This is a genomic window from Ruegeria sp. CL6 (assembly GCF_056536465.1).
The window spans coordinates 59,260-72,023 of record NZ_JBQFPR010000011.1 but is presented as its reverse complement, the minus strand read 5'-3'; the positions used below and the strand labels follow the sequence as shown (position 1 = coordinate 72,023).

The window sequence follows — 12,764 nt, the reverse complement described above, 5'->3', positions numbered from 1 at the left end:
TCTCGGGGACATGCTGATGGAGCTTGGAAAACCCAATGAAGCTGCGGTCGCTTATCAGGCGACGCTGGATCTTTCTCCAAACAGAGCAAGAAGCCTCGCGGCACTTCAATAAGTGGCAACAACACACTTGGTCGGTGCTTTGTAGTTTTTGCAGCAGCATCGACCGATTTGGGCAAAAGCAGCCGCATGGCGATCATGGCCCGAACGACTGCCATGCGGACAAAGGATGAATTCGCTGCGCTTGCACCAAGGCCTGCAACTTTGAGTAACCGGCGGCATATGTGCGGCCGGTCTTTCGATTTGCTGATCCTTGAGGAGATTTCCAGGTCAACTCTGCTTCACTGGTGGGTGAGACATTCAGCCGGGCTCTCCAAATCCATTCGGTACTGGCAGATCAGGCAATGTTGCTGCACGTTTTTGCAAGGCCTTGGCAGAACCGGATCGGTGCGGGAAAGACGATCGTGTAGTCCTGATCGAAGTCAGGGCGGTCAAACGCGAAATCAACGCCCCTGACCGGAACCTCGTGCCCCGCCAGCCAAGACATGAGCCTGTGGGCAAGTTTGAGGATCAGCATATGCCCAAACCGCTGAACTTGTGCCGCGCCTTGTGGTTTCAGGGTCAGCACCAATGCGCCTGCGGCATCCTCCAGATCAAACTGATAGTCATCCAGCAGCAAATTCCAGAAGGTCGAAAACCGGTAGAGTGCAGACGCAAGAGAAGTTGCCTCTCTGACAGTCGTTAAAAGATGTTGCAGGGCTCTTGGCCGGATGGGTCTGCTCCAAAGCCCCATCATTTCATCGCCGATCTCAACAGCGGCAAGTTGATAGAGGCATACGATCTGATCCAGCGTGACGCGACCATTCGGCGAGCGCGTGTCCACGTTCAGGCCGGACCGGCTAAGCAGCGACGCCATCTGCGCCTCTGGGCACAGGGTACGCAGCGCTTGCAGCCAGTCATCGACAAACTGGCTGGAAACCGTGGAAAGGATCGTTGGAGTGGCATTGGTCACAACGATCAGGGAGGTATCACCAATTCCGGTCGACATGAAACGCAGGCTTGCAAATGGCGACCTTCGCAGATGACAGAAAGTTAATGTCTCAACCAGAGAACGCTCTGTTTGTCCGCATTTCGGTCATTTAGATGAATTGCGGCAAGTAAGCGTTGATTGAAAATTTTTGATATTGCCGACTTTTCTCGCGTGTGGCGAAACTCAGATACCGACGACTTGGTCTTTGAGGCTATATAGAATGTACAAAACCTCTTCTTGCTCCCTTTGGTCGACGTCGTTGGCCTTTAGGGCGTTCATGGCGTCGTCCAGAACTGCGACAAACTCATCTCCGCTGATGTTCATGTGCCGATGCGCAGCAACCATATCCTTGCCGGTATAGATCTCAGGCCCGCCAGAACCAGTTACGAAGAAGTCTGCTGCCATTTGCTTGAGGTGCTCCATATCAGTTCCCGCAAATCGAGCAGAGACAACTGGGTTTTTGGAGTGATTGTCCACCAGCGTGTCGACTATTCGCCGAATACCATCCGTTCCCCCCAGACGTTCATATAGTGTCTTTGACATAGTGCCTCCCGTGTCTCGCTCACCTCAAACTTCGATCGCTTGTGAATGCTAGCACGCCGCACTGATTGGCGCCAAATCTATGGCATTCAGGCGATGCCTATGTTCGCAACCCATCACCAAATGCGATGTGTGTGGGGGGGCTCTAGTAGGACGATCGCCGCACTATATTTGAGTGACTGCCTACTTCGCACAAGCAGTCACATGGGAGTGATGTCACCCCAGCTACTGACCTGAGCCCGGCGACCAAATCCAAAAGTACAAAATTCTAAGAGGGTATAGTGCACGTTCACTCGGGCGTTCTGCAATGATCCTCGCGATCTACGTGGAGGTAAGGTCCATAACAACCTTCTACGCCGTGACCATGCCAATTGCCGTGGTGGTGCCTGCCCGTACACCCTAACAACGCAATCACTAGGGCAAAGCATGCCGCTCTGCGCGAGTACATGATCCAATGGTTCTGTTCCATGTGTCAAACAACTTAGCAACAATCCAGCCACCTATGCTTTGACGCAGGTCAACTCCCCATTGCGGCAGCTTCTACGCAGCGGCAGTTAGCTGGCGATGCGCTAACCTGAAGACGCATAGGAAACGTCAGATTTGTCCGCTTGGCAGGCGTGCAGTCAAATTTGTCAAGCATCCGCATCGAACCCAAAGCGGAAGCGCTGCGCTTTAGCAGCTTTTGGTTTCGCACCGCCACGCTTCGTTGAGGCGCCTGGCAGTTTGTCAGGAAGAAACCTGTTGCCAAAGTATATCCAACATGTTGCGGTGAGACCGGCGGAGTTTTCTATGGATTGAGGTGAACGATGGGCAATCAGCTGTATGCCATACGTCTCATAGCACTGCTTTCAGTCTCTATGTTGCTTCCAACGGCCAGCTCGGCAGGATCGATTTCAGAAGAGATAAAGGGCGTCCTTGGCCTTGCCGGTTCCACGGAATACTCCGTGTCCGATGCTCACAGCCTCGATGCTGAAATCTTGGTGCCACGTTTTTATGAACAACGAGGGTTTTCTGCAGCCTGGTCTGAGCCTGAAGGCGTCGAAGATTTGTTCCGGGCATTGGATCTGGGTGTTCAGCAGGGTTTTCAGAAGTCTGACTTCGATATTGCGAATCTGCAGGTGCTTCTTGAAGACGCGAGAAAAGGTGGTGAACAGGAACAGGCCATCTTTGATGTAAGGGCCACAGACGCTGTGGTAAAACTAATCCATCATCTCGTATTTGGAAAAGTTGATCCCGAAACATTGGATGAGGACTGGAACTTCTCAAAGCCTATCATCGAACAAGATCCGGCAACTGTGCTCAACACATATTTGGATGGAGATGGTATCGGCGCGCTCATTTATGAGATTGCAATCGATAACCCGCAATATGAATTGTTGGTTGGGGCTCTTGCAACTTACCGTGCGACTGCCGAACAAGGCGGTTGGCCAATCGTCCCTGACGAGACCGTTCTGAAGCCGGGTATGGTCGATCCAGCAGTCGCGGATTTACGTCAGCGTTTGGCTGTTGAGCGAGCGCTGACTCCAAGATCAACCCAACAATCCGCCCCAGTAACAACGAACGCGGATTGGATATACGACGCGCAGCTTGAGGAGGATGTGCGAGCATTCCAATCCCGTCATGGTCTAAAAGCCGACGGGGTTATCGGTGCGAGAACGTTTGCATCGCTCAACAAACCAGTGGAAGACCGCATCGACAAGCTGCGTCTGAGCCTTGAGCGCGGGCGCTGGCTTATGCGTGAGCTGGATAAGGACTTTGTATTGGTCAATATCGCCGGTGCGCGCACCTATTTGGTTAAGGCGGACGGCACACTGTGGACGACACGGTCTATCACTGGCTCTGCCTATCGCAAAACTCCGGTGTTTCGAGACGAAATCCAGTACATGGAGTTCAATCCAACCTGGACTGTGCCCGCATCAATTTTCCGAAAAGACAAACTCGAGCAAATCCGAAGTGACATTGGTTACTTGCAGCGGAACAACTACATCGTCAGAAACCGCGATGGACAGACCATTCCTGCAAATTCGGTAAACTGGGGAGCCTCCAACCCGGGCGTAACTCTTGTACAGCAACCAGGCGAAGACAACGCGTTGGGTCTGGTAAAGTTCATGTTTCCCAACAAATACGCCGTTTACCTTCATGATACTAACGACAAATCGCTGTTCCAACGCAATGAGCGCAATCTCAGTTCGGGGTGTGTGCGACTGGAATATCCTTTCGAGTTCGCCACCCTGCTTATGGAGGGGGATCCTGATTGGAGCTATGCGCGTATGCAGTCTATCCTCGATAGTGGCACAACAACCCGCGTAGATTTACCTAAACCAATGCCAGTTCTGCTGACCTACTGGACAGCTTGGGTCGAGGACGGAGAGGTGCATTTCCGCGAAGACCCGTACGAGAGAGATGAGCGTATTCTTCTAGCGCTTGAACGTGAGTGACGCGCACGTCGTGATCGTAGTTTTGCATGAGGATTTCCTTAGAAACCTGCGGGCAAGAAGTGGTACAGTTATTGGTAATTCGGGGGGGCTGATGGAACAGTTGATTGAAATCGGAAGATCATTCGTCCTGGCCATGCATGAGCGCAGGGGCCTTGGAAGTGTTGATGAAATGTATGCCGAAAACGCACAGTCGATAGAGGCAGTTGTGCCTCCGGTTCGACAATTCCGCGTTACAAAGGGTCGAGAAGCCATCAAGGGAAAAAGAGAGGATTGGTTGGCTTCGTATGAAATCCAAGAACTAGACGTGGATGGCCCCTACGTCCACCCACCCAACCGCTTTGGAGTGCGCTTCAGGGCTGAAGTGATTCAGAAGACTACGGGTGAGCGTATGACCCTACGCGAGATCGCAGTGTACTCGGTGGCAGAAGGAAAGATTGTGCTGGAAGAGTTCTTCATGCTGCCGAAGTAAGATGAGCGACTAACAACATTGTCTATTTGTTTGTTTAGTCAGTGCGTACGGCTCTTGGGCGAAGTGAAGCTCCGAGCGGAGGTCGGGAATGCAACACAGAACAGTGGCTTATTTTGTAGGAGTTGAAACTGAGGACGCGTCGATTTTGGAATGCGCTGAAACTGCTCGCATCCAAAACGGCCACTTGATTTGCGTAGTGATCGCGGCCTTACCTAACCTGCCTTACCTAAAGTACGGATCAAACAGATTCGTTGAGGCGGGTCTTCCTTCAAACTGGTTGGATGTTCTTAATGCAAAGAATGCCGCCTTGAAGTCCCGCGCCACTGAAGTTGAAGCGCTTCTGGTCGGACAGGGCGTATCGGCAAATGTAATCGCATTTATGGTATCTGGAAAAGAGTTACAGCACCTTGTGGCAGGCCAAGCCAATAGTTGTGATATCGCCTTTCTCGACGCTGAACTGCGAAAAGACCCCGATTTATTTTTTGAGATCGCGTACGGAGTATTGTTTCATTCGCCGGTCGCCCTGATGATCAATGGAGATCCGTTTGCCCAACGCGACTGCATTTTTTTGGCATGGAATGATAGCCTGCCTGCGTCTAGGGCCGCGCATTTAGCTTTACCCTTTTTTCTGGCGGCCAAGGAAGTTGTGATCGGGTGTTTTGATTTGTCGTCGCCTGATGGCGTAGAAGGTGAAGTGCCCGGAACTGACATTGCTGGATGGCTCAGTCATCACGGTTGCAAGGCGACCGTGTCGCAGTTCCAGTGTGGTGGGGACTCGATCGAACACTGCATTCAAGAACGCGCAAGAGAATTGGGGGCCGACCTCGTTGCTATGGGCGCTTATGGGCATTCCCATTTGCGTGAGTCAATTTTCGGGGGAACGACGCAAGCAATGTTGGAGCAGACAGGGTTGCCAGTGCTTTTCGGACACTGATGAAATGAACCGTAGACTGTGACTTTCTGGTAGCCATAGCAATTAAAGCTTACTGGTAAGTACACGCAACAAGCGGCCTGTCATCAGGGGTTGGCAAAACGCCACACCGGGACGCACAGAGCCCTCGGCATTGGGGGCGCAGGTCACACCTCTGGAATATCTAGGATACATGGTGGCATGTAAGGTTAACTTCGATACAATCGATTACTCATAGCGGACCGAACCAAAGGTATCCAACATTCAGTGCGGAACCGAGTGCATGGGCATGACCGAGGGCGCTGCAAAATAAGCTTCTTCGCAAATTGAAGAGAACCCTTTGTTTTTTCGGTTGCCCGCTTTGCAGCCTTTTTAGAGCTGATCACTGCCCTTCGTTTCGGTGAAAACTAATTGCGTTAGACCAATGGCTAGTTTGGGCTCCAAGCAGCCGTTCGGTAGAATTCAATGAATGCCTGTTAAGCGGACAAAGAGGACCTTTCACCTATTTATGGACCCACAGCCCCGAGCAACTCAAAGTGCTCGATGCTGGCCGAGGCAATCAAATCTCGCTCTTCAGGCTCGATGCGCACTTCGTGCCAGGTATCTCCGGTGAAAGCCTTTATCGAATCCAAGTCGCGCCATAGCATGGTCATGCAGAACGTATTCGGATCGCCTCTCCACGGCTTTCCAGCAGCTACCCAGATCAGGCCATCTTGGCTTTTCACAAGAGGCAGTATCTGATCGAGAAAAATCGCCTCAAATTCTTCGGCCTTGCTATCGTGTACGCTCAATCTGAACTGGCGGAGCAGCATTTCGAGTTCCTCCGCATTTATTGGTTTCACCAAATATAACAGACAGGGACAACCGTCGTGGTCTCTCTGCGTATATCGATCAGCAACAACTGAATGTCTGCTCAATCGCTAGTCAGAGGCTCCCAACAACCGTTGCTGGCCTTGTTTCCAAGGGGAAACCCAGGGTGCATGGCGGGCGTCGAGCTACTCGTTTTCTATGGCAGCCGTTGGAAGGCCTTGCTCGACCCAATCTGGAAACCCACCCGCATAGTACCGAGGATCCTCGAAGCCCCAGAGTTGTGCCTTTATCGCAGCATAAACCGAATATGGGCAATGTGGCCCATGGCAGCTGAAAACTATAGTGTCATCAAGATTTGCTATTTCGAGAAGAGCGTCCCGGGACAGGCCAACTAACAGTGAATAGTTGACTGAATTGGGTATGTGCCCGGCATTAAAATCTAGCTTTGCGCGGACGTCTACGAATTTCGCCGCGCCTTGTTCCCAAAGCCCACGCGCTTCTTCAGTGTCAATTCGTGAGATTGATTCAGGGTAGTACAAACCTTCGACACGCTTCAAACGGCCTGCGACATCATCGTAATCAACGTCATTGCCAGTGCTTGGCGGTACACCGGCTTTCACAACGCCATCGTACAGATGTCGGCGATAGTCTGGGTCGTATCCATACATGTCACCATACCACCAGATAAGGCTTTCTTCAGCGGTAAACGGATCATAATACGACGGTACTGCAATAGCGTCGTACTGCTTTATCAGATCTGGGACGTCATCCAGCCGCCCCAAGTGACCAAGTGCGGATACCAGCGTCGTAATATCGGCCACAATGTCAGAATTGCGTTTGAGTACGCGTCGCATCGTTGACACGACGTTCTCATATTTTTTTTGGTGAAGCTGGGAAACACCCAGTTCGCGCAAGTAACGTGTTGGTTCAAGCGGGTCAAAACGCAACGCGTACCGGATCGCCGCTTCTGCTTCCGGCGCACGCCCAGTTGCATTCAGGACCTTCGCTTTTACAAGATGTATATCAGGGTCATTTGGCGCCAATGCCAAAGCCTTGTCCAATTCCTTGTAAGCCTCGCCATGGCGACCCTGCTCCACAAGAATTTCTGCCTGAACCGAATATGCCAGCGCGGATGGGTCTTCCATAGCTTTTTCAAGGCTTCGTTCCACTTCCTTCCAAGACCGTTCAAACCCGCCACCCATGGCCAGAAACCAGACGCTCTGAACAATTCGCCAATGGGCAGCGGCCAATGCTGCATAAGCCCTGTGGTAATCGGGATCGATTGCGATTGCGTCTTCAAATTTTGAAATCGCGGTTAAAGTGTCATCAGAATTGCCGCTACGCAGGAGTTCAAGCCCGTACAGCACCAAGTCATATGCTTCCGGATGTTCAGTTTCTGCTGTTCCAAATCCCTGTTTTTCCTTGGCTGTCAATTGAACCGCCAATGCGGATGTTATTTCTTCCAGGACTTGATCCTGAAGTTCAAAAACCTGCTGAACATTACTGTCATAACGGTCGGCCCAAACATGGTGACCGCTCAAGGCGTCGATCAACTGCGCGTTCACGCGAACCTGATCACCTGCTCTACGCAGGCTTCCTTCAAGGATGTATTGAACACCAAGTTCCTCGGCGACCTGCTGGGACTTCACGGCTTTGTCTTTATATGTCCAACTAGAATTCCGTGAAATAACGAAAATGCCGGACAGCTTGCTCAAATCAGTAATTAGATCTTCTGTCATACCGTCTGCAAAAAAGGCGTGTTGTGGATCGTCACTAAAGTCGTCGAATGGAAGAACAACGAGTGAAGGCTTATCCGGAAGAGGAAGGGCCATTTGGTCAACTGAGGCAGGATCGAACTCAAATTTCCATGGTCGCCAAATCAGTAGGGCTGCGAATAGGATAACGACAGCCATTGAAATACCTACTTTGATCGAAAAACTTCCGGAGTTTGAAACAAATGGCTTCCCACCCGGTATCACCCGATAAACCCTCACTGGGGTGGAAATGTTTTTGACCCTCTTTTCTCCCAGATCTTCGTAACCAACTTCCACGTTCGCTTTAAGGTGATCGTAGGCTGTGCCGGATACGACGACCCCACCCGGCGCTGCCAGTTCTTCCAGTCGGGCCGCGATATTAACACCGTCTCCGTAAATATCCCCCTCGTCGAAGACAATGTCGCCTAGATTGACCGCAACTCGGTAACGAATTTTACGATCTTCAGGGACATGTTCTTCTCGGGCTTTCATGGCTTCTTGAATCGAAACCGCGCAATGAACCGCCTCTACGACACTGGGAAATTCGGCGATCATGCCGTCCCCTGTTAATTTAATTATATGGCCTTTGTGGGCATCTATTTTGGGGTCTATGAGTTCGATCCGGTGTCTTTTTTGCCGCTCAATAGTACCTGTCTCGTCTGCCTCCATTAGGCGCGAGTACCCAACCATGTCGGCGGCGAGAACGGCGGCAATCCTACGCTCCATGCTAGTCCTCCGAGTTTTAGGATAGCAGAATATGAATTGAAATTCGACTTCAGGCCTGTACGCCGCATTCAGCCGCCAGCACCAGCGACCACCCGTCAGCAACCGGAACCAGGCGTCAGCGGTCCAGCCAGAGCCAGTGGACAATTGCTCAGGCGGTCTAGTTAGACACTCGGCGACACTGGGAAACGGCCTCTTTAGCGGTTCTAAACGCCCCGAAACCGGCCCAGTTGGTTAGGCATCGCCAAAAAGCCAGTTCCAATCATCGGTTAGTAAGGACTCCTACCACCCCAGCCATTTCATCCGAACATGAAACAATAACAGGCACAGGGTGGTAACCACCCTAGAAGTACCCCGGTTTATGCCCCAGCCGTTTCGGGTGATACGGGTGTTGAGGGTAGCCGCTTTGGGCTCGGAACAGTCGTTCGCTGCGCAGTGCATCAGTGACCGCAGTGCGGACGAAGCGGTCCTTTGATCTTGGCAGGACAGCCCGAGCGACCCGAGCGACCTTTTCACTATCTGCTTGCGAGTGATGATGCGTTTGATAAACAAGCATAGTGAAGGTACATCTCCTAGGACTAGACATTTGAAACCTGTCATCGTTCACATAGGCTGGGAAAAAACGGGCTCAACATCACTACAAGCTTTTTTGAGTAAGAATTTTGGCGTGCATCAAAACGCAGACTTCTACTACCCTAACGACAACAGCTTAGCATTTGTTGCGGGTAACATGCATTCCCCGCTGGTCGGGGCGGTGATGGGCCAGAACAAACTCAGAGAGTTCATACCAGAACATAAGCAAATTGATGGACAAGCCATTCTTTCCGATTTTGTCTCACATTTGCAAGGCGTCAATAAAACCATAGTGGTTTCCTGCGAGCATTTTTCCTCTAGAGTTTCCTCTGAGGAAGAAATGAAACGGTTAAAAGGTTCTATCGAGGATACAGGGCGTAAGGTAAAAATCGTTTGTTACATTCGTGATCCGGTGAATCTATCAATATCGGCATATACCGAGGGTATCAAAGCTGGCTATCGCAATAAGCTGAGTTGGGACTACGTAAACCCGCAGAATGAGTACTATAATCCAATTTATAGGCTTCGTAGATGGGCCAATGTCTTCGGAAGCGAGAATGTAACTGTGCGAGAGTTTCACCAGGACAAATTGTTCAGTGGTGATATTTGCTCTGATTTTTGTGATTTGCTGGGCGTTAATTCCAAAGATATGGTCGCTGTTAATCGGCTGAATACCTCACTTCCCCCAGATAACATAGAAGTATTGCGTCGATGCAATTTTTTCTGGCCAACACTTGAAGAGGATATGGCGTCATGGCGCAGGGCATTTGAAGCACGAGTAATATTGAGAGAGGCTAGTCCAAAAACAGAAGGTGTTGAGTACAAATTCTCCGCACCTGCTGATGTTATCGGTAGGTTCTCGGAAGCTCGCGACGAAATACAGAGTGAGTTTTTATCGTCAGGCCTGTCTGAAGCTTGGAGTAAGACTAAGCAGTCACCAGAAAACCTATCCGACAAACACATTCAAGAAACCACATCGAATTTGGAAGATCTGGCAGCGGAATGGTTAGTTTCCCTCGCGGACAAATCGCAGCAATTAAGACACGAGCGCGACAAGGCATTATCCGAGCGTGATAAGGCATTATCCGAGCGCGACAAGGCAAGACGGTACCCTTGGAAATACCTCAAGTATGCCGCACAGTTACGCATCCGCGACAGACGGTGATCTGTAATATACTTTAATTTGACGTTCTTTGTGTCTGCTGGAGCTCACCGCACAGCATGTGCGGTGATCCAAGTGTAAACATTTTTTGGCGGGGAAGGTGATCACAAACCGTGCGTACGGAGCCTCGAACAAGAATGCTCCCGCTTGGGCTGACTCAGCAACACAGACTTGTAAGCTAATTTCACGGTCCGCTTTGGGCTCGGAACAGCTGTTCGCTGCGTAGTGCATCAGGGACCGCAGTGCGAACAAAGCTGCCGTTTGAATTCGCTCTGGGAATCTCGGCTTGTGGCGCTCAGTTTGGAGCAGTCGCATACTCCAAGGACGCAATTGGGACACGACTTATTTGGTCAACCGCCCCGATGTGAACACGTCCGGGTCTATCGCCATGATATGCACGTCATTAGTTGGCGCCATCTCCAGTTTTCTGCACAAACCTTCAGAAGGCGCGTTACCCTCACGGATTCCAGTGAAAAAAGTCCCAAGACCATGGAGATCACGCATAGCAAGCATTGAATTTGCGCCCATGATTAGGGCAATCCCCTCGCCCCGCCTCGACTCATCTGTAGCTAGCATACCCCACCAAGCCTGATCGGCATTCCGGTGATCAGGATGAAACTGCGCAACGGCTGCTGTTGCCGCGACGACTTTCCCCTTGCGGTCACGTGCCAACAAACACACGCTCGGGCGTCTCAGCCCGCGGATGAACGCGCCCATCGGGAGCAGGACTCCGCATGCCTGTGTGAGCGCATCCAATTTGGCCAAGTCATCACCTGGCGTTTGCGCATCTACATGCACGAGCTTGAGATCATCGGGTAACTTGCGCGACGCCACAACCATGGCCGCGGCTTTAAGCGATGCTGCGCCCCCTTGCCAATCAACGAACTGATCCGTTTTCAGACCGCGCTGTTCAAGCCCTTCACGCCTACGATCGGCAGCTTCGACAGGAGTTCCTTCGGCCATGCAAACGCCCTGTAGTCGAGTCATCGCAATTTGCTTCAACAAATCGATATCGTTCTCCGCGGTAAGGCCCACCGCGCGGCCATGGCAGGAATAAGTCGGGTCATTCTTGACCAAGGTCCAAATACGGTCCGCTCTGCGTTGCAGGTCCTGCTGTTCTGGCTGGCCAAAAAATTCATTCGAAAAATCTGTCATAACTTATTCGTAGCATCAGCAAGCTTGATGGGAAGAAAAATCTAGCAACGCGCTTTGGCGACCAGGTAACAGCGGACAATCGTGTTCAGTGCAGCATTCAGCAGTTTGGGCTCGAAGCAGCTTTTCGATGCGCTCGGCTTGAGCGACTGCATTACTGACGAAACTGCCATTCATTTGTTGATTTCGAATGTCTGGTTTAGACTTTTGATAGCGATTAGAGTGATCGCTCAGGCAGCATTTGGCAGAAGAAATATCGAGCGCGCTTTATCAGCGTTTAGCCTTTCGCGGTCATACCACTTCATTAGCACATCCTTCGACATGAGGTCGGAGTTACCTGCAACAAAAGTATCGAAAGTGGCGTTCGGATTGCTGTCCATTCGTTCAGCGATCAGGCTCATAAAGGCGTAAGTTATCGTAAGATTGAATTTCTTTGGTGCTCCAGCCTTTGTAGCCAAAGTTCTAATTCCTTTTGCGTAAATTGAGGCGGCATCGATAAAGTCGTATTTCCGCAGCAGATCGAAGGCGACGCGAATATGATCCGCGTGGTGAAACGCCGTATTGTCAATCTCGTGCGCCTCGAATGCGAGGGAAATCGGGGCCATTTTAGATGTCTCGGTCAATCTTCGACCTCCTTGAATTTGTGACTGTCCTCCGCGCTCAAGTCCAAGTCATACACCGACTTGAGTTGCGCGATTTTCTCAAGCGTTTCCGGCGAGAATGGTGGTTTGTTTTCAAAGCTGTGCAGCGCGATGCCTTCAACGAGATCGCCTAACGACATATCCAGATGCTCTGCAGTTGCTTTGAGGACTTTCAGCAGCCGCTTCTCGATGCGTAGTCCAGTTTGGGTTCGTTCCACTCTTGATGTCATATGTTACCAATGTACCAAAGTAACACCTTAGTCAAGAAGAGAGTCAGAGTGCAGCACTCGCCAATCAGGTGTCAAAGCTGGCAGGAAACCCTCGACAATCACGTGTCAGCGATGGGTTTGCGCTGCGATAAACCAAGAGACAAAATACAAAACGGCGGGTGTAGAACGCTCTTTAGCGATTAGGCGCTTTGTGGTTGTATCGAGTGTTCGCTTTGGACTCATTGCAGACGTTGAATAGCCCCCAGGACACTTCTTTCCGTCTTGTGAAAACTACCGTTAGCTGAAGGTCGACCATCACGTTTCCAGCGTGCCCCAGAGCACACTACAATCAGTGT

At 51.1% G+C, this 12,764-nt stretch carries 11 protein-coding genes; 4 read left to right on the top strand and 7 right to left on the bottom strand.

Annotated elements, in window-relative coordinates:
- Nucleotides 1-394: 394 nt before the first annotated feature.
- Both ACR0LH_RS20535 and ACR0LH_RS20530 read right to left on the bottom strand, forming a co-directional pair.
- Nucleotides 395-1,045: an AraC family transcriptional regulator ligand-binding domain-containing protein gene (locus ACR0LH_RS20535; protein WP_480722278.1), complete on the bottom strand. Its 651-nt coding sequence runs from the start codon at nt 1,043-1,045 to the stop codon at nt 395-397.
- 165 nt (nt 1,046-1,210) lie between these two features.
- Complete coding sequence (locus tag ACR0LH_RS20530) at nt 1,211-1,570, bottom strand: group I truncated hemoglobin (protein WP_480722277.1); 360 nt, start codon at nt 1,568-1,570, stop codon at nt 1,211-1,213.
- An 803-nt stretch (nt 1,571-2,373) separates the two neighbouring features.
- On the opposite strand from ACR0LH_RS20530, the gene ACR0LH_RS20525 reads away from it, so the two are divergent.
- The 3 genes from ACR0LH_RS20525 (at nt 2,374) to ACR0LH_RS20515 (ending at nt 5,408) form a co-directional block, all read left to right on the top strand.
- Nucleotides 2,374-4,005: a L,D-transpeptidase family protein gene (locus ACR0LH_RS20525; protein WP_480722275.1), complete on the top strand. Its 1,632-nt coding sequence runs from the start codon at nt 2,374-2,376 to the stop codon at nt 4,003-4,005.
- 91 nt (nt 4,006-4,096) lie between these two features.
- The gene (locus tag ACR0LH_RS20520) at nt 4,097-4,474 is read left to right on the top strand and encodes a nuclear transport factor 2 family protein (RefSeq protein WP_170559311.1); all 378 of its coding nucleotides are present in this window, start codon (nt 4,097-4,099) and stop codon (nt 4,472-4,474) included.
- 88 nt (nt 4,475-4,562) lie between these two features.
- Complete coding sequence (locus ACR0LH_RS20515; RefSeq protein WP_480722274.1) at nt 4,563-5,408, top strand: universal stress protein; 846 nt, start codon at nt 4,563-4,565, stop codon at nt 5,406-5,408.
- Nucleotides 5,409-5,890: 482 nt separating this feature from the next.
- On the opposite strand, the gene ACR0LH_RS20510 is transcribed toward ACR0LH_RS20515, so the two are convergent.
- On the bottom strand, nt 5,891-6,196 hold the full coding sequence (locus tag ACR0LH_RS20510) for an antibiotic biosynthesis monooxygenase family protein (protein ID WP_480722273.1): 306 nt from the start codon (nt 6,194-6,196) through the stop codon (nt 5,891-5,893).
- 183 nt (nt 6,197-6,379) lie between these two features.
- A complete protein-coding gene (locus ACR0LH_RS20505; protein WP_480722271.1) occupies nt 6,380-8,674 on the bottom strand; it encodes a rhodanese-like domain-containing protein in 2,295 nt (764 codons plus the stop codon).
- A gap of 583 nt (nt 8,675-9,257) precedes the next feature.
- Between ACR0LH_RS20505 and ACR0LH_RS20500 the strand changes: the two genes are divergently transcribed.
- Nucleotides 9,258-10,409 carry a hypothetical protein gene (locus tag ACR0LH_RS20500; protein ID WP_480722270.1) on the top strand — a complete coding sequence of 384 codons (1,152 nt, stop codon included), beginning with the start codon at nt 9,258-9,260 and terminating at the stop codon, nt 10,407-10,409.
- Nucleotides 10,410-10,748: 339 nt separating this feature from the next.
- On the opposite strand, the gene ACR0LH_RS20495 is transcribed toward ACR0LH_RS20500, so the two are convergent.
- The 3 genes from ACR0LH_RS20495 to ACR0LH_RS20485 form a co-directional block, all read right to left on the bottom strand.
- The gene (locus ACR0LH_RS20495; protein WP_480722269.1) at nt 10,749-11,561 is read right to left on the bottom strand and encodes a hypothetical protein; all 813 of its coding nucleotides are present in this window, start codon (nt 11,559-11,561) and stop codon (nt 10,749-10,751) included.
- A 227-nt stretch (nt 11,562-11,788) separates the two neighbouring features.
- Entirely contained in the window at nt 11,789-12,181 is a 393-nt protein-coding gene (locus ACR0LH_RS20490) for a hypothetical protein (protein ID WP_480722267.1), read from the bottom strand.
- Nucleotides 12,178-12,417 (bottom strand): hypothetical protein, encoded by a 240-nt coding sequence (locus ACR0LH_RS20485; protein WP_480722266.1) that lies wholly within the window; start codon nt 12,415-12,417, stop codon nt 12,178-12,180. The genes ACR0LH_RS20490 and ACR0LH_RS20485 overlap by 4 nt, the downstream gene beginning before the upstream one ends.
- Nucleotides 12,418-12,764: the final 347 nt, after the last annotated feature.